Source organism: Vibrio sp. CK2-1, assembly GCF_021726515.1.
In the GTDB taxonomy this organism is placed as follows: domain Bacteria; phylum Pseudomonadota; class Gammaproteobacteria; order Enterobacterales; family Vibrionaceae; genus Vibrio.
Map to the genome: position 1 here is coordinate 609,628 of NZ_JAKKCJ010000002.1, position 22,727 is coordinate 632,354.

The window sequence follows — 22,727 nt, forward strand, 5'->3', positions numbered from 1 at the left end:
CTAGGAGCGAGTTTCTAGGATACTGCGTTAGGGAGCCGAAAAGCTTAATTTGTTGAGTGATGTGTGTTGCTTGGAAACAATCTTTTCGCAACACGAAGCGAAGCGCTCCCGGATCTCGCAACCTTTCTCTTTGGTTTTTCTAGCAGCGAAGCGAGCCTAGGAACTAGGAACTCGAGACCCGATCTACTATAATACGCGCTCTTTTTGATCGCGTTAATGTAAGGTTCACCATGAATACTCTTCCTCCTGCTTCTGATAGCTACAACCAACGCTTTGGCGGCACCCGTCGTTTGTATGGTAATAGTGAAGTGGATATCCTGCGCGCCGCTCATGTGTGTGTGGTGGGTATTGGTGGTGTGGGTTCATGGGCGGTCGAAGCATTGGCACGTACTGGTGTCGGTGAATTAACCTTGATCGATATGGATGATGTTTGCGTTACCAATATCAACCGTCAAATTCATGCTTTAAATGGCACGGTTGGACAGAGCAAAATTGAAGTGATGGCTGAGCGCGTTGCTTTGATTAATCCTGAATGCAAAGTTAACTTAGTAGATGATTTCATTACGCCAGAAAATGTTAGCCAGTACATCAGTAAAGACTTTGATTATGTGTTAGATGCGATTGATAGCATTAAACCCAAAGCGGCATTATTAGCCTATTGTCGTAGTAACAAGATCAAAGTGATCACTACTGGCGGCGCTGGTGGACAAGTCGATCCGACGCAAATTCAAATTGCGGATTTAACTAAAACGATTCAAGACCCATTGGCTAAAAAATTAAAAGATACGCTGCGCCGTCATCATAATTTCAGCAAAAATCCGCAACGCAAATTTGGGATAGATTGCGTGTTCTCAACCGAGCATCTGAAATACCCTCAAGCGGATGGTAGTGTATGTGCAACCAAATCTACCGCTGAAGGTCCAAAACGTATGGATTGTGCCAGCGGTTTTGGCGCTGCGACGGTCGTGACTGCAACTTTTGGATTTGTTGCGGTATCTAGGATTGTTGAGAAGTTGATTCAGAAATATAAATAGTTTCTAGGAGAGCGAGTCTCGTGGCTCGGGCGCTTCGCTTCTCGTATATCGAAAAAGCGAGCGTGGTAATTGACAGGTTCGCTAATCACATTAAAACTCACTTCGAGCAACGAGCAACGAGCAACGAGCAACGAGCAACGAGCAACGAGACCCATTATGACTCACCCATTTGGCAGCACCATTACTACAGAGACGATCATAGAAACCATGTCTGGCTTTTCAAGCTGGGAAGATCGCTATCGTCAGGTGATCATGTGGGGGAAATTACTGCCGAAAATGGATGACGAGTTAAAGCAAGAACAGCTTCTCGTTTCAGGTTGTGAGAGTAAAGTATGGTTAGTGTCGGAATTTGATGGCGAGCGTTGGCACTTTCAAATTGATTCAGACGCACGAATTGTACGTGGTCTTATTGCTTTGGTGTTGGCGGCTTTTCATTTGAAAACTACCGCTGAGATTAAAGCTTTTGATACACCAGCCTATTTTTCACAACTGGGGCTGATTGATCATTTAAGCCCATCACGTGGTAATGGGCTTAAAGCAATTGTTGAGCAAATTCAGCAATTGGTAGGGTAAATAAATCGACGAAATTAAAGCAGGTCGATAGCTTTATTTAGGCCAGCCAAAAACATTTCAATATCTTTGTCGTTGTTATAAATCCCTAAAGAAACTCTCACCGTTCCGTTGATTCCTAGTGCGTCCATTAGTGGGTGCGCACAATGATGACCGGAACGTACCGCAATACCTTGTTGATCGAGTAGTGTCGCAATATCGTTATGATGAATATCTTCACCATCAAGCTGTAAGGTGAAACTCACCACGCTGGCATTTGGTTGTAAGCCAACAATATTTAGGCCATCAATGTTGTTTAACCCTGAAACGAGTTGGTTAAGTAGTTGTTGATAGTGAGCTTCTATTTGTTGTTTATCAAATTGATTTAACCATTCAAGCGCGGTGGCTAAAGCGATAGCGCCTATAACATTTGGCGTACCGGCTTCAAATTTTCCTGGTAGTGCAGAGTAGGAGGTTTGCTCAAAACTCACCTTCTCCACCATTTTGCCACCACCGTGCCACACAGGCATTGATTCTAAAATAGACTGCTTGCCATATAGTGCGCCGATGCCAGTCGGGGCGTAGAGTTTGTGCCCAGAAAAAACATAGAAATCACAACCTAGTGCTTGAACATCAACGCTTTCATGCACAATGCCTTGCGCGCCATCAATTACGCATATCGCATTAAATTGGTGAGCAAGTTGAATGATTTTTTCAATGGGCTGACGAGTTGCGGTGACATTGGTAATGTGTGCCGCAGCAACGATTTTGGTGCTCTCACTTAAAAGCGCTTGGTAGGCTTGCATATCCCATTGGCAATCTGAAGTCATTGGCACTTTTACCACTTTAGCACCAGTTTGCTGTGCGACGATCTGCCACGGTACGATATTGGCGTGGTGTTCCATTTCTCCAACTAAAATCTCATCGCCTGCTTGTAAAGTGCTACGAGCATAGGTTTGTGCGATTAAGTTTATCGCTTCGGTTGCACCGCGAGTCCAAATGATTTCTTTACTCGAATTAGCATTGAGAAAGTGTTGCACACATTCACGCGCTTGCTCAAATTGAGTCGTTGCTTGCGCGGTTAAGCTATGGCTTCCACGATGAACATTGGCAGTTTGCTTGGCGTAATAGTGATTAATCGCATCAATCACACATTGGGGCTTTTGTGTGGTCGCCGCATTGTCAAGATAAGCGATTGGCGTGTCACTGATAAGAAAAGGGAACTGCTTGCGAATCGCCTGAATGTCAAAGTGAGTCGAAGAAGACATTAAATAAACCTGTTACGTCATTGAAGTGGGCGAAGTATAGAGGGCTTAAACTTTTCACGCAACACGCAACACGCAACACGCAACAGCTACGCCTTACGCTTCTAATTGTTTCATTTTCTGAAACAGACGTTGATGGTTTGGAACATCAATATTATAGCGTTGCGCTTGTTTGAGTAGAAAGCCAGTGATGAACTCAATTTCTGTGGTGCGCTGGTGGTGAATATCCTGATGCATGGATGAAAAATTATCGCCAGTGGCAAGCATCACATGTTTAATAGTGGTGGTTAATTCATTTAACGATTGGCTTTGCCCTGCTGCTTGCATTACCTGATGGCATTCATTAATTAAGTTATCGATTTCCGTTTTATATTGCGCTTGCAGTAATTCGCCATTCTTGCACTGGTAAATCGCGGTCATGGGGTTAATAACACAATTGATGGCTAATTTTTGCCATAGCGCGTCATTAATATGCTTGTGCCACATGACCTTAGGTAGGGCAGAGTCCAGTACTTGGATGATGGAATCTAGTTGAGCTGTTAACTTCACGGTCTCTCTATATGGCCCAATCAAGGTTTGGCCAATGCCGGTATGTTTTACTTGTTGTGAGCTTGGCTTAAAAGCGGCTTGAGTAGTGGTGGCTAAAAATAAAGGGTGCTGATTCCACTGCTCGCTAAGTTGATCTAGTGCGCCCATACCATTGTGAATAAAAATAAGCGGTATGTTGGAAGGTAAGTGGTCAACCAAAGGTTCTATGGCTTGTTTTACCTGAGTGGATTTCACTGTGATGATAATAGCTTGGCAAGTGCTGAGTTGATTTAGGTCATTGGCGGGAATCTTGAACTCCGCTTGCCCATCAAGTCCAATCGAAATGGAACGCTGTGAGTGATCGCGAGTTATTGCGAGTACATCATGCCCAGCTTGCTGCAGTTTAGTTGCCCATAATGAACCTAGTGCGCCAATGCCAACGATACCAATCTTCATTCGTTTTCCATTTCTATTTCGTATATCGGAGTTTTAGTTTATCGCAAATAGCAAAATGGCGCAGACTGAATATTCAATCTGCGCCATCAGTAGCTTAGCAATAGTTTAAATCAAGCAACTAAGTTGCCAGTGATTAGAACTTGTAAGTTACATCGAAGAAGTGCGTTACACCTTTTGATTCCCAGTTACCACCGTTACCAGCGTCAGAGCCATCTTTAAGGCCATATACATTGTAGTAAGCCTTTAAGCCATAACCAACCGCGTAGTGCTCACTGTGCCAATAGATACCATTGAACATTGCGCCGCCATTGCTTGCTGACGCATACTTATCTTTCATACCAAATTGGTAATCAAGGTAACCTTGGTAAGAAATGAATGAACCATTTTCAAAGTTGATGAAAGGTTTAAACCAGTTAGTCGAAACTTGGTAACCATTCCAATCATTTTTGTTTGAATCATAAGTTGCGTAAAGGTTTAAGCCCATTTTACCGAACCAAGGCACATTAATATCAGAACCTAGACCGACTTTTTGAGTATTAACGCCAAAATCTGTATTTTGACCACCATCCCATTCCATTAAGGTCGCTACGTATAGCTCTTGAACTGGGCCGAAAGATAAGTCGTAACCTGTCATTGCATCGATAGACATACGAGGCGCAAACTTCATGAATATTTTATCTGCTTCGCCATTTTTCTTATCATTATGGTCTTCATCGCCACTTAATAAGTTAAATACATCAACGTAGCCGTATAGATCAAAGATACCTGAGCGACCACCAAATTCCATTTCTAGATAATCATGACCTGTAGTTGTATCTAGCGATGTTTGAGGTTTTTCATTTAACGCATACATCAAGTTAAATTGAAGAAACTTATAGTCATTCTTATGAATGTCATCTGAGTAGTCTGCAGCTAAAACTGGCGCTGACGCAGCAACAAGACTAAGAGCTAAAAGTGTTTTACGCATGAGTGGGGGCTCTCTTTTAATCTAAGTTAAATTTATAGGTACACCGATTAATGGTGTGGGCTTTTCAAGTGGCGCAGATAATAGCGGTTTCAATCTCATTTGTAAGTGATAAAACCTGCAAACCTAAATATTTATTGTGATATAAATCACATTAATTGGATCTTTGATGGAACTAGTTACTAAAAACTGTACAGATTTTTGAGTTTAGAACAAAAAAACGCCAAGGCAAGCGGTTGCCTTGGCGTTTTTTCATGCTTTTCTAGTTGAGGGCGTTATTGCTGATTACGCGCCTTTTCCAGTAAATCGTGGAAATAATGACGAAGTGTGTACAGCATAATTAAGCTTGGGATCACCATTATTGCGGTGACAACAAAAAACAGCGGCCAGCTATTTAAGCTATCTGCCAGTTCACCACTGAATGAGGCTAGAGTTGTGCGGCCAAAGTTACCCAATGAAGCCAGTAATGCATATTGAGTCGCTGAGAATGCTTGTCCGGTTAATACCGTTAAGAAAGACACAAACGCCACTGTTGAAAATGCAGTCGTGAAATTGTCGACTAATACCGTCGCAAGTAGTAGGTGCTCATTCGGGCCAACCGAGGCAATCCATGCAAACATTAAGTTGCTGCTTGCCATGGCGATACCGCCCATCATTAATCCTTTCACGATACCAAAGCGAACGTTGAACATACTGCCAACAAAGGTAAACAGCATGGTTGCGCCCCAGCCGATCAATTTGGAGTATTCGCCAATTTGCTCGTTGCTAAAGCCGATTTCTTTATAAAAGACAATCGACATGCGGCCAAGAAATGCTTCGCCGATTTTGAATAGGAAAACGAACAGTAATAAAGTGACAGCAACACCCACGCCATTACGACGGAAGAAATCCAAGAAAGGTTCAACCACAGTTACCGTAAGCCAAGCCGCCACTTTTGAATTGACTACTTTTGCATGGCGTTTTTCTGCTTGATGTTGCAGTTGATCACGCTGTGTTTCCGGTTCGCCAGTCAGTAAAGTGAACAGCATTAGTAATATGATGACTAAGGTCATGCCATAGTAGACGGCGTTCCAGCCATAAGCATCGGCATTGGAAAAGGCGAGGTAACCGGGAAGAGAGTAGCCCGTCCACCAACCAATCACCGCCATTGCAGAGGCTTGTGGTAGTTTACTGTTGTTACTCTTAGGAAAGCTATCGATACGAAAAGCATCGATGGCAATATCTTGAGTGGCGGAAGCGGTTGAGATCGCCAGTGCAAATGCTGAAATTAAAATTAAATTATTACTAGGGTTTAAACCTGCTAAGAAGAAGGTGCAAACCAACATGATGACTTGGCATAAAAAGATCCAACTACGTCGCTGGCCTAGCCATTTGTGCAGTAGTGGGATTTTCACTCGGTCAATTAACGGAGCCCATAAGAAGTTAATCGCATAAACCGCAAATACTGCGCCAAAATAACCAATGGTTGCACGGTTGAGGCCCGCATCGGCTAGCCAACCAGACATGTTTGAGCCAATTAATACCCAAGGAAAGCCGCTAGAGCAACCTAACATGAACACCCACAATAAACGTTTATCTAAGTAGGTTTGTATGGTTGCCTTCCAGGTCATAGAGGCCATGAGTTTCTCCTTGGTTGTACTCGGCTATGCTAAAAAAAGTAAATAAATTACTGCAGCATAGAAAAATCAGCCATCAAGTTAAGATGGCTGAATAGGTTATTATATTTATTATGGATAAGGGTTACTTCACCGTGACTTTAGTGATGAAAATCGGTGTGACAGGAACGTCTTTCATCATGCCTAGTGAGCGAGTTGGTTTTTGACCCATTGCTCTTACAACATCAAAACCTTCCGTGACTTTACCAAATACGGCATAGCCTGCAGAGTTACGTGAGAAGTTTAAAAAGTCGTTATCGTTCAGGTTGATGAAAAACTGACGAGTGGCTGAATTCGGGTTATTAGTACGCGCCATCGCCACAGTTGTTGTTAAGTTTTCAAGTCCGTTGCTGGCTTCATTACGAATTGGTGCATAGCTTGAACGCTCATTCATGTCTTTATCAAAACCACCACCTTGCGCCATAAAGCCAGGAATTACACGGTGAAATTGAGTGCCCACATAGCTGCCATCGTTAACGTACTTTAGAAAGTTTTCTACTGTAATAGGCGCTTGTTTTTGGTTCAGTTCAATAGTGAAATTACCAATGGTGGTTTCAAACTCAACGCTTGGTGCGGCAAAGCTTGTTGCACTAAATAGCATCAGTAATCCAAATAAGATCTTTTTCATTAAAAGTTACCTTTCATATATTTTGTTAATTCTGAATCTTTGGCAATGGTGGTTAATACACGGCTTGATACGCGGTTAATCACTTCTTCAACATCGGTTTTATCAGCAGTAAATGAGCCTGATTTGGTGCCTGAACCGGTATAGGTACGAACAAACTTACCGTTTGGTGTTTCGGCAGTGATTTTCAGTGTTACTTTACCTTCGATATCGTATTTCATTGGAGATTGGTTAACAGTCGCGAGTGCATCAACAACTTGTACATTAACAATGTTGTTGCTGTTTTTAGTCATAGTGAAGCCTTGCGAGAAGAACTGTTGATAAACGGCTGCTTCATAGGCTTTACGCACATTTTGTTTTGCATGCATAGGTTGAGCTTGTTCTTCGCCATCATGCTTGATTACGGCAATAAATTGCGCACTGCGGATATCTTGGCTAGTGAGAGTAAAGGCTAAACCATCAGCCACTTTACTTGAGCTAAGTGTTGAAGATGGCGTGAGGTTAATCAAATCAGTCTGAGAAACACTGGCACAAGCCGTTAACACCAAAGCGGCGCACAACATAATCAGCTTTTTCATCTTATATATCCTTATTTAGTATTCGGTTTTTTATTTAAATCGTTGTTTTTGATTGCTTCAATGATGACGAATTTATTATTTTCCGCCACGATTGTCACTTGTTGATCGCCAAACAAGCGCGATAACTTGGTTGGATATTCTAAGTGTCGATTCCCTACGACCAGCAATTTACCATTATGGTTCAATGCATCTTTAGCATCACAAAACATTTGCCAAGCGATATGATCGGTAATGGTGTTGTTTTGATGGAAAGGAGGGTTACACAATACAAGGTAACTACTGTTGTCTTTCATTCCATCTAAACAGTTATTGGCGATAACTTGAATGTTTCTATCTGGGCCAAGGTTCTTTTCTAAATTCTTTTGTGCAGAGGCAACCGCCATAAAGCTTTCATCAATACTAGTGATTCTTGCTTGAGGGTTAAGTTGACCGGCTTTAATAGATAACACTCCGTTACCACAACCAAGATCAATGATGTGCCGTAATTCTTCATCGACCGGAATATGTTCCAGCATGAACCTTGCGCCGAGATCTAAGCTTTCACCTGAATAGACATTGGCATAGTTAGATAAGACGATATCTTCATTGTCTACTTGCCATTCACATTCTGCTGGTACTGGAATGATGGGTTGGCAATTGGCTTTCGAGAACACTAAACGATGCTTTTTCCAAGCTAGTGAGGTTTTGGTTTCGCCTAAGTGTTTCTCAAATAAATTGAGGGTAGAGGTATGGATTTCTTTGGCTTTATTTACCCCAATTACCGGGCAATCTTCTGATATGGAATTACGTAATTGAGATAGCTGCCAAGTGAGTAAGCGATTACTTTTAGGTAGTTGCATTAATACCAAGTCAACTTGCTGAGGGATCGCTTGCAAGCAATTTAAAAACTGGATTTTAGGGCATTTATTTCGCTGTAAATTTCTCAGAGTACCTTTGTGGGAAATAAATGAATCACTCATCATGGTGACGTTATGTTGCGCTGAGAACCAACATGAGAGCGCACCAAAGTGGTCGTTGAGAATGAGGATGTTTTGGCCCGCAGGGAGAGCCATTTCTTCTACATGATTAATCAAGTATTCATCGCCAGCATCCCAAGCTTGTAATGTTTCATTGGCACGTTTAGGAAAGCGGGACAAGGTTAAGGTGCGATCATGTAATATTAATTCAGTCTTCATACTTTATCTTTATTCTGTGTCTTAAGGCACTTGAGGTGTTGTATTGTCGCAGAAGGTGTTTGAACAAGATAGTAGAAACATAATTATGAATGTCATGGTTACATTAATTCCATTGAGCTTTGAACCGTTTTCATGGCATCTTGAAAGAAATAATTAGAAGGTGAGTAACATGATTCAAGATCTAATCGAAAGAAAACTACAAGCGACTTTTAATCCTATTCATTTAGACGTTCAAAATGAAAGCTACATGCATAACGTACCACCGGGCTCAGAAAGTCATTTTAAAGTGGTAGTGGTCAGTGAGCAATTTGAAGATAAAAAATTGATAGCTCGCCATCGTGCGATTAATGCAGCGCTAAGTGATGAGCTAGAGAATCATATCCATGCTTTATCGATTCATGCTTATACTCAATTGGAATGGCAGCAGGTGAGTGGGGCAGTACCAGAGTCACCAAAATGTGCAGGTGGCGGTAAGTAAATGCCGAAGATTGAGGCTAATCCTTGCTTTTGTTAAGGATTAACTTCATTCGATGAGAACATTATTCAGAATAAACGAATAACGATAATTGTGGTGTGCTTCAAATATATACAATTTTGTATTTAATCCCGTTAACTTAGCAGCAAAAAAATAGCTGAATACCCCTAATGAGAATGGCAAGGCATTCATAAAAGATGCTAGAATACGCCACCTAGAAGAGCTTATTGATAAAATTAGGCCTTTTTATATGGATGTTGCGACTCTGCTTTTTACTTAAAAATCAGAGGCGGACACAAAAAAGTCGTGTCTTTAAGTTACGCAATTAAAAGAATCTTATTTCCCTAAAATAAAGTAGTGCAAGTGCGTATGATTACAATAAAAAAGGGCTTGGATCTTCCTATTGCTGGAGTTCCTGCTCAGGTGATTAATGATGGCAAGTCCATCAAAACAGTCGCCTTGCTTGGCGAAGAGTACGTGGGCATGCGTCCAACAATGCATGTTCGCGTTGATGATGAAGTGAAAAAGGGTCAAGTTCTTTTTGTAGATAAAAAGAATCCTGGCGTTCAATACACTTCACCTGCAAGCGGTAAAGTTATCGAAGTGAATCGTGGTGCAAAACGTGTTCTTCAATCTGTTGTGATTGAAGTTTCAGGTAATGACCAAGTGACTTTCGAAAGCTACACTGCCGATCAACTAGCGAAGCTTGACCGTGAAGTGGTTAAGACTCAACTTGTTGAATCTGGTGTGTGGACTGCATTGCGAACTCGTCCGTTCAGCAAGGTACCAGCAATCGATTCGACCACTCAGGCAATCTTTGTTACTGCAATGGATACTAATCCACTAGCAGCAGATCCTGCCGTGATTATTAATGAGCAAGCAGAAGCCTTTACAGCCGGTCTTGATCTTCTATCTGTATTAACAGATGGAAAGGTATACGTGTGTAAAGCGTCAACAACATTGCCACAATCTTCTCAATCTAATGTAGAAGAGCATGTGTTTGCAGGTGTTCACCCAGCTGGTTTAGCGGGAACTCACATGCATCACTTGTACCCAGTGAGCCTAGAAAATGTTGCTTGGAGCTTAAACTACCAAGACGTTATCGCGTTCGGTAAGCTATTCCTTACTGGCGAGATTTACACTGATCGTGTGGTTTCATTAGCTGGTCCTGCAATCAAAGAGCCTCGCTTAGTTCGCACTAGCATTGGTGCAAACCTAGATGATTTAACTGAAGGTGAGATTTTACCGGGCGAAGCTCGTGTGATTTCTGGTTCAGTATTATCTGGTACTACAGCATCAGGTCCTCATGCTTACCTTGGTCGTTACCATACACAAGTATCTGTTCTTCATGAAGGTCGTGAAAAAGAGCTCTTCGGTTGGGCAATGCCTGGCGCGCACAAGTTCTCTGTGACTCGTTCTTTCTTAAGCCACTTATTCCCAAGCCGTGTGTTCAATATGACCACTACGACAAATGGTAGTGACCGTTCTATGGTGCCAATCGGTAACTATGAGCGTGTAATGCCATTAGATATCGAACCAACATTGTTGCTTCGTGATATCTGTGCTGGGGATTCTGATAGCGCACAACGTTTAGGCGTTTTAGAGCTGGATGAAGAAGATTTGGCGTTATGTACCTTTGTATGTCCTGGCAAATATGAATATGGCGATTTACTTCGCGATTGCCTAGACAAGATCGAGAAGGAAGGTTAATTCATGGGCCTTAAGAAATTTATAGAAGATATTGAACCGCATTTTGAACCTGGCGGGAAACATGAGCGTTGGTTTGCTTTGTATGAAGCAGCAGCAACGCTATTTTACACCCCAGGTACTGTAACAAAACGCAGTTCTCATGTTCGTGATAGCGTTGATTTAAAACGTATTATGATCATGGTTTGGCTAGCGGTATTTCCAGCAATGTTCTGGGGTATGTACAATACTGGCCATCAAGCAATTGTCGCGCTTAACCACATGTATTCTGGTGAGCAACTTGCCACAATCATTTCTGGTGATTGGCACTACTGGCTAACTGAAATGCTCGGCGGCACACTGACCGACCAAGCCGGTTGGGGCAGTATGATGCTGCTTGGTGCAACTTACTTCTTACCTATCTACGCAGTTGTTTTCGCTGTAGGTGGCTTCTGGGAAGTATTGTTCTGTATGATTCGTAAGCATGAAGTTAACGAAGGTTTCTTTGTTACTTCTATCTTGTTTGCGCTAATCGTTCCGCCAACACTACCACTATGGCAAGCTGCGTTAGGTATTACTTTCGGTGTTGTTGTCGCTAAAGAAATCTTTGGTGGTACAGGCCGTAACTTCCTAAACCCAGCATTGGCTGGCCGTGCGTTCCTATTCTTTGCCTACCCAGCACAAATTTCTGGTGATGCAGTTTGGACAGCGGCTGATGGCTTCTCTGGTGCTACGGCGCTTAGCCAGTGGGCACAAGGTGGTCACGGTTCATTAGTGAATACAGTAACAGGTCATTCAATTTCTTGGATGGACGCATTCATCGGTAATATCCCAGGTTCTATGGGTGAGGTTTCTACCTTAGCTCTAATCCTTGGCGGTTTGATGATCGTTTATATGAGAATTGCATCATGGCGCATCATTGCGGGTGTAATGATTGGTATGGCTGCTGTATCAACAATGTTTAACCTTATCGGTTCAGACACTAACCCAATGTTTGCTATGCCTTGGTACTGGCACCTAGTGCTAGGTGGTTTTGCATTCGGTATGATCTTCATGGCGACAGATCCTGTATCAGCATCATTTACTAATAAAGGTAAGTGGGCGTACGGTGCATTGATCGGTGTGATGTGTGTGCTTATCCGTGTAGTTAACCCTGCCTACCCTGAGGGTATGATGCTAGCGATCCTATTTGCTAACCTATTTGCACCTCTATTTGATTACTTTGTCGTTGAGAAGAACGTCAAGAGGAGACAAGCTCGCTATGGCAAATAAAGACTCCATTAAAGGTACCCTAGTTACCGTTATTGCTCTGAGCCTTGTGTGTTCAGTTGTAGTATCAACGGCAGCGGTACTATTAAAACCAAAACAAGTAGCAAATGCTAAACTTGATGTTCAAAGTAACATCGTAGCGGTTGCTGGTTTTGATGCGAAAAATGCAGACGAGATCCAATCTATCTACCATGAAAGCATTGAACCTCGTTTAATTGACTTCTCTACTGGAGAATTTGCAGAAGGTGACGCAACTCAATATGACATGCGTGCTGCAGCAAAAGATCCAAGTCAATCGACTAAGCTATCAGCTGATGAAGATATCGCAAAAATTTTGCGTCTTCCGAATAAAGGCCTGGTTTACTTAGTGAAAGACGGCGAGCAAGTTAAAGAAGTTATTTTACCAATTAATGGTAGTGGCCTTTGGTCTATGATGTATGCATTTGTTGCTGTTCAAACGGACGGTAACACAGTAAGTGACATCACATTCTATGAGCAAGGTGAAACTCCGGGACTTGGTGGTGAAGTTGAAAACCCTAAATGGCGTGCTCAATTTGAAGGTAAGAAATTGTTTGATGAAAACAATCAACCTGCAATTAAGATCGTAAAAGGTGGAGCACCTGAAGGATCTGAACACGGTATTGATGGTTTGTCTGGCGCAACGCTAACAAGTAATGGTGTTCAGCACATTTTCGACTTCTGGTTAGGTGATAAGGCCTACGGTCCTTTCCTAGCTAAAGTACGAGCAGGAGAACTGAACTAATGAGTGCAAAAGACTTAAGAAAATCTATTGTTGCTCCAGTGTTAGATAACAACCCGATTGCACTACAAGTGCTAGGTGTTTGTTCTGCATTGGCAGTAACCACTAAGTTGGAAACCGCATTTGTTATGACATTAGCTGTAATGTTTGTAACCGCATTTTCTAACTTGTTCGTATCTCTAATGCGTAATCACATTCCTAATAGTGTTCGTATTATTGTACAAATGGCGATCATCGCATCGTTAGTAATCGTGGTAGACCAAGTATTACGCGCATACTTCTTCGATATTTCGAAGCAGCTATCGGTATTCGTTGGTTTGATCATTACTAACTGTATCGTAATGGGCCGCGCTGAAGCATTTGCAATGAAAGAAGCACCATTCCCGTCATTTATTGATGGTATTGCGAATGGTCTAGGCTACGGCTTTGTATTGATCGTAGTAGGCTTCTTCCGTGAGCTTTTAGGTTCAGGTAGTATCTTCGGTATGCAAGTGTTGCCATTAATTTCAGACGGTGGTTGGTATCAGCCAAACGGTATGATGTTACTTGCGCCTTCTGCATTCTTCATCATTGGTTTCTTAATTTGGGTTATCCGTACAATGAAACCAGAACAAGTAGAAGCTAAGGAGTAATCGCAGTGGAACATTATATTAGCTTACTCGTTCGTTCGATCTTCATTGAGAACATGGCGCTGTCTTTCTTCTTAGGCATGTGTACGTTCCTAGCGGTATCGAAAAAAGTAAAAACCTCTATCGGTCTTGGTATTGCGGTTGTTGTTGTACTAACTGTAGCGGTACCAGTAAACAACCTAGTTTATACCTATATTCTGAAAGAAGATGCCTTGGTTCAGGGAGTGGATTTAAGCTTCCTTAACTTCATCACTTTCATCGGTGTTATTGCCGCACTAGTACAAATCTTGGAAATGGTGCTTGACCGCTTTTTCCCACCTTTGTACAACGCACTAGGTATTTTCCTACCGTTAATTACCGTTAACTGTGCCATCTTTGGTGGTGTGTCGTTCATGGTTCAACGTGACTATAACTTCACAGAGTCAATCGTATATGGCTTCGGTTCAGGTTTAGGTTGGATGTTAGCTATCGTTGCGTTAGCAGGTATCCGTGAGAAGATGAAATATTCAGATGTACCTCCTGGTCTACGTGGCCTAGGTATTACTTTCATCACTGCGGGTCTTATGGCGTTAGGCTTTATGTCTTTCTCTGGTATTCAACTTTAGGGTAAACGCCCCCAAACATAAGGAATAATCGATGGATACTAATGTTATTCTCCTTGGCGTCGCGATGTTTACTCTGATCGTTCTAGCTTTAGTTTTAGTGATTTTATTCGCTAAATCTAAACTGGTTCCAGATGGTGACATTACGATTTCTGTAAATGGCGATCCTGAGAAAGCCATTATTACGACAGCAGGTAGCAAGCTACTTGGCGCACTATCAAGCTCTGGCATCTTCGTGTCTTCAGCTTGTGGTGGCGGTGGTTCTTGTGGCCAGTGTCGCGTTAAAATTAAATCTGGCGGTGGTGATATTCTACCAACAGAATTGGATCACATCTCTAAAGGCGAAGCCCGTGAAGGTGAACGTTTAGCTTGTCAAGTTAACGTGAAAACTGACATGGATATTGAATTGCCGGAAGAAATCTTTGGTGTGAAAAAATGGGAATGTGAAGTTATTTCTAACAATAACGAAGCAACCTTCATCAAAGAATTTAAGATTGCGATCCCTGATGGTGAGTCTGTACCATTCCGTGCAGGTGGTTATATTCAAATTGAAGCGCCAGCGCACCATATTAAGTACTCTGACTTTGATATTCCTCAGGAATATCGTGAAGATTGGGAAAAGTTCAACTTGTTCCGCTACGAATCAAAAGTGGAAGAAGAAACCATTCGTGCATACTCGATGGCGAACTACCCAGAAGAAGAAGGTATTATTATGCTGAACGTGCGTATCGCTACGCCGCCGCCTAATAATCCTGATGTACCACCAGGTATCATGTCTTCTTACATTTGGTCTCTGAAACCAGGTGACAAGTGTACGATTTCAGGTCCATTTGGTGAGTTCTTCGCGAAAGATACTGATGCTGAAATGGTATTTGTTGGCGGTGGTGCGGGTATGGCACCAATGCGTTCACATATCTTCGATCAGCTTAAGCGTCTGAAGTCTAAGCGCAAGATGAGCTTCTGGTATGGTGCTCGTTCTAAGCGTGAAATGTTCTATGTAGAAGACTTTGATGGTCTAGCTGCTGAGAATGAAAACTTTGAATGGCACTGTGCATTGTCTGATCCACTTCCTGAAGATAACTGGGAAGGTAAGACGGGCTTTATCCACAATGTTCTATATGAAAGCTACTTGAGAGATCATGAAGCCCCAGAAGATTGTGAATACTACATGTGTGGTCCACCAATGATGAACGCAGCCGTTATCGGATTGTTGAAAGATCTTGGTGTAGAAGACGAAAACATTCTATTGGATGATTTCGGCGGCTAATCACTAAGCCTCTGATAATAATGGCTGACTTACTTAAGTCAGCCATTGTTTTTTAAAGCGAATAGTTTTTTAGAATCATTAGAAATGGGTAGATCCGCAACGTATTTATCGCTGATTTCTAATGTTTTTATCAATACCTCTTAAAGGAGTAAGCAAGTGAAATTACGAATGATTCAACTTGCTAAGTCAGTGAAAACTTGGCTTTTTATCATTGTTTCTGGTTTATTGTTAACTGGTTGTTCTAAGCCAGCAGAGCAAGTGCACTTATCAGGCCCTACTATGGGGACTGGTTATAATGTTAAGTACATTGTTCAAGATGAGCAGCCAAAGCCTGACGTTTTACAAAAAGAAATCGACAAAGTGTTGGAAAAGGTTAACGATGAAATGTCGACCTACAGAGAGGACTCTGAATTAAGCCGTTTTAACCAACATACGAGTAATGAACCTTTTCCTGTCTCTAGTGATACCGCAGCGGTAGTACGTGAAGCATTGCGTATTAATAAGCTAACTGAAGGTGCGATGGATGTCACGGTTGGGCCTATTGTGAACCTTTGGGGCTTTGGACCAGAAGATCGTCCTGACGTAGTGCCAACACCTGAAATGTTATCTGAGCGTCGCAAAGTAACGGGTATTGAGCATCTAAGCGAAACCGGTGATGCATTAATCAAAGATATTCCAGAGTTGTATGTTGATTTATCAAGTATTGCGAAAGGTCGTGGTACTGATGAAGTTGCCGACTACTTAGAGTCTGTAGGCATTCATAATTACATGGTTGAAGTGGGCGGTGAAATTCGCGTTAAAGGTAAGAACCGTGATGGTGTATCATGGCGTATCGCAGTCGAAAAGCCAGTTGCTAACCAGCGTTCAGTGGAAAATATTATTGAACCAGGTGATATGGCGATTGCCACGTCAGGTGACTACCGTAACTACTTTGAAGAAGACGGTGTTCGCTACTCGCATATTATTAATCCGAAGACAGGCAACCCGATTAGTAATAAAGTGGTGTCAGTGACGGTTCTGAATCCATCTTGTATGACTGCAGATGGTTTGTCGACTGGCCTGATGGTTTTGGGTGAAGTAGACGGATTGCGCATTGCCAATCAAAATAATATCCCTGTTTTATATATCGTAAAAACAGAAGATGGTTTTAAAGAATTCAGCTCAGATGCGTTTAAGCCGTATTTGAAAGACACACAATAAACGAGGTGCTTCATGGCAACTTATGGAATTACATTTTTAATATTTTTGGCTGTCATTGCAGCAATGTCTGTCGGCTACATCTTTCAAAAGAAAGTGGTAAAAGGCAGCTGTGGTGGTTTAGGTGCGGTAGGCGTCGATAAAGTCTGCAATTGCCCTGAACCGTGTGACGCACGTAAAAAGCGTGAAGCGAAAGCAGCCCTAAGAGCAGAAAAATTAGCGAAATGGGAAAACGAGCGAATCATGTAATGATTTAAAAGCCGTATTTCTATTTTAATGCCCCTTCTTGTAAGAGTTGGGGCATTTTTATTGCTTGGTACTTTTGAGAAATAGAGCTATTATTTAACTGTGTTTTTATACAGTGATTGTTCTGATTATAGTGGCGACGGATTGTAGTGATGGCTGATCGTAAAATTATTCATATTGATATGGACTGCTTTTTTGCTGCGGTGGAAATGAGAGATTTTCCTCAATATCGTGATGTCCCACTTGCGGTAGGGGGAAGCAGTAAGCAGCGCGGCGTGATCAGCACTTGTAACTACATAGCGCGTCAATACGGTGTGCGATCAGCACTACCCACGGCAAAAGCTTATCAACTATGTCCCCGTTTAACTTTGGTACATGGACGAATGGATGTTTATCGCCAAGTATCAAAGCAGATCCGAGAGATATTTTCCCGTTATACCTCAGTGATTGAACCGCTATCCCTAGATGAAGCTTATTTAGATGTCACCAATAGTAAAATGCTCCATGGTTCGGCAACTTTAATTGCGGAAGCCATTCGGGCCGATATTGAGCGTGAACTCAATCTCACCGCATCAGCAGGCGTTGCTCCACTCAAATTCTTAGCCAAGATCGCCTCTGATCTCAATAAACCCAATGGTATTGCTGTTATTCCACCTGAGAAAGTTCAGCAAACGATTGATGGTCTAACGCTAGAAAAAATTCCGGGAGTTGGCAAGGTAACCATTGAGAAGCTACATCAAGCTGGTTTGTATACTTGCTTGGATGTTAGGCAATCGAATTATCGTGATTTATTAGGACAGTTTGGCTTGCTGGGCGCTTCTTTATGGAAGAAAAGTAATGGCATTGATAATCGTGAAGTGGTGGTTGAACGCAATCGTAAATCGGTAGGAGTTGAAAGAACCTTTAGTGAGAACATTTCAAGCTTTGATGAGTGCTGGCAAGTTATTGAACAAAAGCTCTACCCAGAATTAGATAAGCGCTTACTTAAAGCCTCACCATCAAAAGCAATCACTAAGCAAGGTATCAAAGTGAAGTTTGCCGATTTTCAACAAACGACCATTGAGCACAATGCTCAGTTATTTACGCTAGAAGATTATAAACAATTGCTACAAGAAGTACTGACTCGACAAAAGGGGCGTGAAATACGTTTGCTTGGAGTGAGTGTGATGCTAAAGCCAGAGGAAATGGAAAGGCAACTTTGTTTGATTTAACGACTCTCGAGTGCCGAGTCTCGTTTCTCGAGGGCTAATCGAGAAACGAGACACGCTAACCGAGCAACGTATTTACTCTTTTTCTGGAATATTTTCCAAAATGGCAATCATCTGTTCCCAGTAAAGTGCCACGCTGGCGATCTCTACTTTTTCATCTGGAGAATGTGGGAACTTAATGGTTGGGCCAAACGAAATCATATCCATATTCGGGTATGGTTTTTTGAATAGACCACACTCAAGACCTGCGTGGATCACCATGATATTTGGTTTACGACCATAAATACCTTCATAAACATCACGGAAGATATGCATGATTTGTGAATCCGGATCTGGTTTCCAGCCAGGGTAAGCACCATCAAATTGAATATTTGCGCCAGCAAGTTCCGCTAGCGATGCCAAAGTACCTTCAACCATTTCGCGGCCAGAATCAATCAAGGAGCGGACTAGGCAAAGAATGGTGATTTTGTTTTCTTCTGTTGTGATTACGCCTACGTTTAATGACGTTTCCACCACACCTTCAATATTGTCATCCATACGAATTACGCCGTTTGGACAGCTATTTAATGCGGCAATAAAGCGTGATTGAATAGATTGAGTTAATGGTGAGAATTGGCTGCTAGCTTCTGAAATTTGGCTAGTCAGCGCAGTCTCAACTTGACCTAGTTCTTGTTGAACTAAAGCCGTGTATTGATTGAATGCCTCTGTCAGTTCAGCTTGTTTTGCTGTTGGTACGGCGATAATCGCAGCGGCTTCACGTGGAATGGCATTACGAAGACTACCACCTTGGAATTCAATCACGTGTAAATCTAAATTTTTCGCTTGGTTGGCTAGGAAGCGAGCAAGGAATTTATTGGCATTACCGCGGCCAGTGTGAATATCACAGCCAGAGTGACCACCTTTCAAGCCTTTAACGGCAAGTTTTAGAGTAGTGTGGTCGCTTGGCATTGCGTCACGCTCTAGATCAAAAATGATTGAAGCGTTTACACCACCGGCACAACCCATGTAGATTTCGCCTTCCTGCTCTGAATCGGTGTTCAGCAGGATATCCGCATCAAGCCAGCCTTCTTGTAGTGCAAAAGCACCTGTCATACCCGCTTCTTCATCAATGGTCAGTAATACTTCTAATGGGCCATGTTTAATGTCTGTTGAAGCGAGAACCGCTAAGCATGAAGCCATGCCCATACCGTTGTCAGCACCTAGTGTGGTCCCTTTCGCGGTTACCCACTCACCATCAATATATGGTTGGATAGGATCTTTAGTGAAGTCGTGTGCTGTGTCTTCATTTTTTTGCGGCACCATATCAATATGCGCTTGAAGAACGACTTTCTTCTTGTTTTCCATTCCCGCGGTTGCAGGCTTAGTAATAAAAACATTACCTGCATCATCACGTTTAACAGGTAAGTTCTGTGAGGTTGCCCATTCAACGATGTACTGAGCAAGCGCTGCCTCATGTTTTGAAGGATGAGGAATGGAGCAGATTTTATCGAAAAATTGCCAGACAGGTTGAGGGGATAGTTGACTGATTTCAGAATGTTGATTCGACACAAAAGACTCCTAACTGAATATTGCTACCCTTATGGTGTTAAAAAAGGATAGTAGAATTATACCCTTGGTACTCGAAGTTACCGCTTTGTTGACTGCGTACTTTCGTTTACCGCGCGATAATTACTGTGGGTATACATAGTATAAGTAGAATAATGCTACTTGAAAGGCGGGATGTACAGCATAGAGATAAGATAAATGCCTTCAATTGAGGTGTATCAAACTTTGAAACTTAGCCATTCTTACTGTTGTGTAATTTTATTACTAAATTTAGTGATCGCTCTTGTGTATTCTTCTCGATAACTGTGGCTGTAAATATAACTCGTAATTTAATTACCGATCGTGTATTATCTCGTCACTTATTTAATGATAGTAAACACGGAGTGATTGCTGTCTTAGATGTGTGCAAATATTGAGTGACTGATAGCAAGTGGTATCCATTATTTAGGGTACTCGTTATTAAAGAGAGCCGATGTTTGTTTGTATTACCCCTTATTGTTTGGAATAGATGGATCGCTAAGGTTACAGAATTCTATCGCCACCTACTGTTTAGGTGGCTTTTTTTTATTCGTAGACCCAAGTAATTTGCATCTTGAAGCCATTTTGGGGGAAATCGTTGAGGCATCTCGAGCAAAAATCATTAAAATTGATATTTGTATCAGATACAGATTGCTTTCATTATCATTATTTGGAAAACTACACGCCTTTTTATTCAAACGATTGCGCAATCGTTTAAACTTTGCTGCTACGCACACTTTAGGGACATCACATGTTAGAAAAGTTATTTAAGTTATCGGAGCACGGTACCAACGTGAAAACCGAAGTCTTAGCCGGCGTTACGACGTTCTTGACGATGGCTTATATTATTTTTGTTAACCCTGCAATTTTATCTCAAGCTGGAATGGATCATGGCTCAGTGTTTGTGGCTACGTGTCTTGCTGCTGCAATTGGCTGTTTCATTATGGGCTTTTACGCAAACTACCCAATTGCTCAAGCGCCAGGTATGGGGCTAAATGCTTTCTTTACCTACACGGTTGTACTAGGAATGGGACACACTTGGCAGGTCGCTTTGGCAGCAGTATTTTGCTCGGGTATCCTATTCATCATATTAAGCTTATTTAAAATTCGTGAGCTTATTATTAATTCGATTCCGATGTCATTACGTTTAGGTATTTCTGCTGGTATTGGTCTTTTCTTAGCGTTAATTGCATTAAAAAATGCAGGTATCGTAGTCGGTAGTCCAGCAACATTGGTTACCGTGGGGGATTTAACCTCAATCCCTGCTATTTTAGGCGCACTAGGTTTTATATTAACCATCGTATTAGTTCATCGTGGCTTCAAAGCGGCGGTAATGATTGCTATTTTGGCGATTACGGCAATTGGTGTGATTTTAGGTGATGTGGCTTATGGCGGGATTGTTTCAATGCCACCAAGTATTGCACCTACTTTCTTGCAGCTTGATTTCTCTGCAATTTTAGATGTAGGCATGATCTCAGTTGTGTTTGCTTTCTTGTTTGTTGATTTATTTGATACCGCTGGCACATTAGTCGGTGTAGCAAATAAAGCCGGCTTTATTGGTAAAGATGGCAAGATCCCTCGTTTGAATAAAGCGCTTTTATCTGATTCAACTGCCACTTCAATCGGTGCATTATTAGGTACGTCAAATACTACATCATTTGTTGAGAGTACTGCTGGTGTTGCTGTAGGTGGTCGTACAGGTTTAACTGCGGTTGTCGTTGGTATTTTATTCCTTCTTGCATTATTCTTCTCACCATTAGCCGGAATGGTTCCAGCCTATGCAACAACAGGCGCCTTATTTTATGTAGCTATCTTGATGCTATCAGGCCTTGTTAATATTGAGTGGGACGATTTAAGTGAAGCGGCACCAGTGGCTGTAGTTTGCTTATTAATGCCATTAACTTTCTCGATTGCTGAAGGTATCGCAATGGGTTTTGTGACCTATGCAGCGATTAAACTACTTAGCGGTAAAGCGCGTGAAGTGAACATTGGCGTTTGGATTCTAGCCTTAGTATTCTTGTTGAAATTCATTCTTACGGGTGCTTAATTGCATCTTAGAAACAAAAACAAAGCAGGTTTTATTTTATGAGTAATAAATTCATTATCACTTGGGACAATATGCAAATGTATTGTCGTCAATTAGCGGCCAAACAAATGCCAGCTGAACAGTGGAAAGGTATTGTTGGTGTGAGCCGTGGTGGTTTAGTACCTGCAGCTATTTTGGCTCGTGAACTTGGTATTCGCTACGTTGATACAATTTGTATCTCTAGCTACGACCACGATCACCAGCGTGAAATGAAAGTCTTAAAAACGATTGAAGGTGACGGTGAAGGTTTCCTAATCGTCGATGATTTAGTCGATAGCGGTGATACTGCTCGCCATATTCGCGAGATGTACCCTAAAGCTAAGCTTATTACAGTATGTGCTAAACCTGCCGGCCAAGAGCTTGTCGATGACTATATTGTCGATATTGCTCAAGATACTTGGATCGAGCAGCCTTGGGATATGACGCTTCAATTTGAAGAACCAGTTAATCGCAAGCAAAAGTAATTCAGCACCTTACTGACTGATTGATTAAACCCTGCACTACGGTGTGGGGTTTTTTATTTGTTTTGCGATGAATTGATTGGCATAACCTAGGCGGTAAGCGTTATTCTAGTTATTCCCATCCGAGCTATTGATTTTTATTTGAAGGATTTTATATGACCGCACTCAAACATGATCAATCCAAGCAGCGTTATGAAGTTGAAGTGGCAGCGAATTATTGGGCGCATTTAGACTATCTCCAACATAATGATGTTTTAACCATTACCCATACTTTCGTGCCCGATGAATTGCGCGGACAAGGTTGTGGCAAAATCTTAATGGAAACCGTGTTGGCTGATATTGATGCGCATAATCTAAAAGTCCGGCCGGTTTGTAGTTACGCGGTGGTATATCTAGAGCGTCATGCTCAATGGCAGCATTTGCTGGCGAAGTAATGATTGAAAAACGAG

The 22,727-nt window shown here is 42.0% G+C and carries 23 protein-coding genes; 15 read left to right on the forward strand and 8 right to left on the reverse strand.

The window, feature by feature from the left end:
• Positions 1 to 230 precede the first annotated feature (230 nt).
• Together tcdA and csdE are read left to right on the forward strand one after the other, a co-directional pair.
• Positions 231 to 1,034: a tRNA cyclic N6-threonylcarbamoyladenosine(37) synthase TcdA gene (gene tcdA, locus L3V25_RS07680; RefSeq protein WP_237294810.1), complete on the forward strand. Its 804-nt coding sequence runs from the start codon at positions 231 to 233 to the stop codon at positions 1,032 to 1,034.
• 156 nt (positions 1,035 to 1,190) lie between these two features.
• On the forward strand, positions 1,191 to 1,607 hold the full coding sequence (gene csdE, locus L3V25_RS07685) for a cysteine desulfurase sulfur acceptor subunit CsdE (RefSeq protein ID WP_237294811.1): 417 nt from the start codon (positions 1,191 to 1,193) through the stop codon (positions 1,605 to 1,607).
• Positions 1,608 to 1,621: 14 nt separating this feature from the next.
• Here the strand turns inward: csdE and L3V25_RS07690 are convergent, their stop codons facing one another.
• The 7 genes from L3V25_RS07690 to L3V25_RS07720 all read right to left on the reverse strand — a co-directional run bounded on the left by L3V25_RS07690 (position 1,622) and on the right by L3V25_RS07720 (position 8,829).
• The gene (locus L3V25_RS07690) at positions 1,622 to 2,851 is read right to left on the reverse strand and encodes a cysteine desulfurase (RefSeq protein ID WP_237294812.1); all 1,230 of its coding nucleotides are present in this window, start codon (positions 2,849 to 2,851) and stop codon (positions 1,622 to 1,624) included.
• Between the two features lie 93 nt (positions 2,852 to 2,944).
• Positions 2,945 to 3,832 (reverse strand): 2-dehydropantoate 2-reductase, encoded by an 888-nt coding sequence (locus L3V25_RS07695; RefSeq protein WP_237294813.1) that lies wholly within the window; start codon positions 3,830 to 3,832, stop codon positions 2,945 to 2,947.
• Between the two features lie 133 nt (positions 3,833 to 3,965).
• Positions 3,966 to 4,799 (reverse strand): outer membrane protein OmpK, encoded by an 834-nt coding sequence (locus tag L3V25_RS07700; protein WP_237294814.1) that lies wholly within the window; start codon positions 4,797 to 4,799, stop codon positions 3,966 to 3,968.
• 272 nt (positions 4,800 to 5,071) lie between these two features.
• Positions 5,072 to 6,415 carry an MFS transporter gene (locus tag L3V25_RS07705; RefSeq protein WP_237294815.1) on the reverse strand — a complete coding sequence of 448 codons (1,344 nt, stop codon included), beginning with the start codon at positions 6,413 to 6,415 and terminating at the stop codon, positions 5,072 to 5,074.
• Positions 6,416 to 6,536: 121 nt separating this feature from the next.
• Positions 6,537 to 7,079, reverse strand: a complete 543-nt coding sequence (locus L3V25_RS07710; RefSeq protein WP_276574036.1) for a peptidylprolyl isomerase — start codon at positions 7,077 to 7,079, stop codon at positions 6,537 to 6,539.
• The gene (locus L3V25_RS07715) at positions 7,079 to 7,654 is read right to left on the reverse strand and encodes a YajG family lipoprotein (RefSeq protein ID WP_237294816.1); all 576 of its coding nucleotides are present in this window, start codon (positions 7,652 to 7,654) and stop codon (positions 7,079 to 7,081) included. Before L3V25_RS07715 ends, L3V25_RS07710 begins: the two co-directional genes overlap by 1 nt.
• A gap of 11 nt (positions 7,655 to 7,665) precedes the next feature.
• Positions 7,666 to 8,829 (reverse strand): methyltransferase, encoded by a 1,164-nt coding sequence (locus L3V25_RS07720; protein ID WP_237294817.1) that lies wholly within the window; start codon positions 8,827 to 8,829, stop codon positions 7,666 to 7,668.
• Positions 8,830 to 8,998: 169 nt separating this feature from the next.
• Between L3V25_RS07720 and bolA the strand changes: the two genes are divergently transcribed.
• From bolA to dinB, 10 genes are all read left to right on the forward strand, one after another.
• Positions 8,999 to 9,307: a transcriptional regulator BolA gene (bolA, locus tag L3V25_RS07725; RefSeq protein ID WP_237294818.1), complete on the forward strand. Its 309-nt coding sequence runs from the start codon at positions 8,999 to 9,001 to the stop codon at positions 9,305 to 9,307.
• Between the two features lie 366 nt (positions 9,308 to 9,673).
• Complete coding sequence (locus L3V25_RS07730) at positions 9,674 to 11,014, forward strand: Na(+)-translocating NADH-quinone reductase subunit A (protein ID WP_237294819.1); 1,341 nt, start codon at positions 9,674 to 9,676, stop codon at positions 11,012 to 11,014.
• Between the two features lie 3 nt (positions 11,015 to 11,017).
• On the forward strand, positions 11,018 to 12,262 hold the full coding sequence (locus L3V25_RS07735) for an NADH:ubiquinone reductase (Na(+)-transporting) subunit B (protein WP_144229697.1): 1,245 nt from the start codon (positions 11,018 to 11,020) through the stop codon (positions 12,260 to 12,262).
• Positions 12,252 to 13,022, forward strand: a complete 771-nt coding sequence (locus L3V25_RS07740) for a Na(+)-translocating NADH-quinone reductase subunit C (protein WP_237294820.1) — start codon at positions 12,252 to 12,254, stop codon at positions 13,020 to 13,022. The genes L3V25_RS07735 and L3V25_RS07740 overlap by 11 nt, the downstream gene beginning before the upstream one ends.
• Positions 13,022 to 13,651, forward strand: a complete 630-nt coding sequence (locus tag L3V25_RS07745) for an NADH:ubiquinone reductase (Na(+)-transporting) subunit D (RefSeq protein ID WP_237294821.1) — start codon at positions 13,022 to 13,024, stop codon at positions 13,649 to 13,651. The genes L3V25_RS07740 and L3V25_RS07745 overlap by 1 nt, the downstream gene beginning before the upstream one ends.
• 5 nt (positions 13,652 to 13,656) lie before the next feature.
• A complete protein-coding gene (gene nqrE / locus L3V25_RS07750) occupies positions 13,657 to 14,253 on the forward strand; it encodes an NADH:ubiquinone reductase (Na(+)-transporting) subunit E (protein ID WP_089122485.1) in 597 nt (198 codons plus the stop codon).
• 31 nt (positions 14,254 to 14,284) lie between these two features.
• Positions 14,285 to 15,517, forward strand: coding sequence for an NADH:ubiquinone reductase (Na(+)-transporting) subunit F (nqrF, locus tag L3V25_RS07755; RefSeq protein WP_237294822.1), 1,233 nt, complete (start codon positions 14,285 to 14,287; stop codon positions 15,515 to 15,517).
• Positions 15,518 to 15,706: 189 nt separating this feature from the next.
• The gene (locus L3V25_RS07760) at positions 15,707 to 16,717 is read left to right on the forward strand and encodes an FAD:protein FMN transferase (protein ID WP_237294992.1); all 1,011 of its coding nucleotides are present in this window, start codon (positions 15,707 to 15,709) and stop codon (positions 16,715 to 16,717) included.
• A 12-nt stretch (positions 16,718 to 16,729) separates the two neighbouring features.
• Positions 16,730 to 16,963, forward strand: a complete 234-nt coding sequence (gene nqrM, locus L3V25_RS07765; protein WP_089122487.1) for a (Na+)-NQR maturation NqrM — start codon at positions 16,730 to 16,732, stop codon at positions 16,961 to 16,963.
• A 149-nt stretch (positions 16,964 to 17,112) separates the two neighbouring features.
• A complete protein-coding gene (gene dinB, locus L3V25_RS07770; protein WP_237294823.1) occupies positions 17,113 to 18,171 on the forward strand; it encodes a DNA polymerase IV in 1,059 nt (352 codons plus the stop codon).
• A 72-nt stretch (positions 18,172 to 18,243) separates the two neighbouring features.
• Here the strand turns inward: dinB and L3V25_RS07775 are convergent, their stop codons facing one another.
• Positions 18,244 to 19,716 carry an aminoacyl-histidine dipeptidase gene (locus L3V25_RS07775; RefSeq protein WP_237294824.1) on the reverse strand — a complete coding sequence of 491 codons (1,473 nt, stop codon included), beginning with the start codon at positions 19,714 to 19,716 and terminating at the stop codon, positions 18,244 to 18,246.
• A 766-nt stretch (positions 19,717 to 20,482) separates the two neighbouring features.
• On the opposite strand from L3V25_RS07775, the gene L3V25_RS07780 reads away from it, so the two are divergent.
• From L3V25_RS07780 to L3V25_RS07790, 3 genes are all read left to right on the forward strand, one after another.
• Positions 20,483 to 21,778 (forward strand): NCS2 family permease, encoded by a 1,296-nt coding sequence (locus L3V25_RS07780; RefSeq protein ID WP_237294825.1) that lies wholly within the window; start codon positions 20,483 to 20,485, stop codon positions 21,776 to 21,778.
• A 38-nt stretch (positions 21,779 to 21,816) separates the two neighbouring features.
• Complete coding sequence (gene gpt / locus L3V25_RS07785; protein WP_237294826.1) at positions 21,817 to 22,281, forward strand: xanthine phosphoribosyltransferase; 465 nt, start codon at positions 21,817 to 21,819, stop codon at positions 22,279 to 22,281.
• Between the two features lie 152 nt (positions 22,282 to 22,433).
• The gene (locus L3V25_RS07790) at positions 22,434 to 22,712 is read left to right on the forward strand and encodes a GNAT family N-acetyltransferase (RefSeq protein ID WP_237294827.1); all 279 of its coding nucleotides are present in this window, start codon (positions 22,434 to 22,436) and stop codon (positions 22,710 to 22,712) included.
• The last annotated feature ends 15 nt before the right edge of the window (positions 22,713 to 22,727 follow it).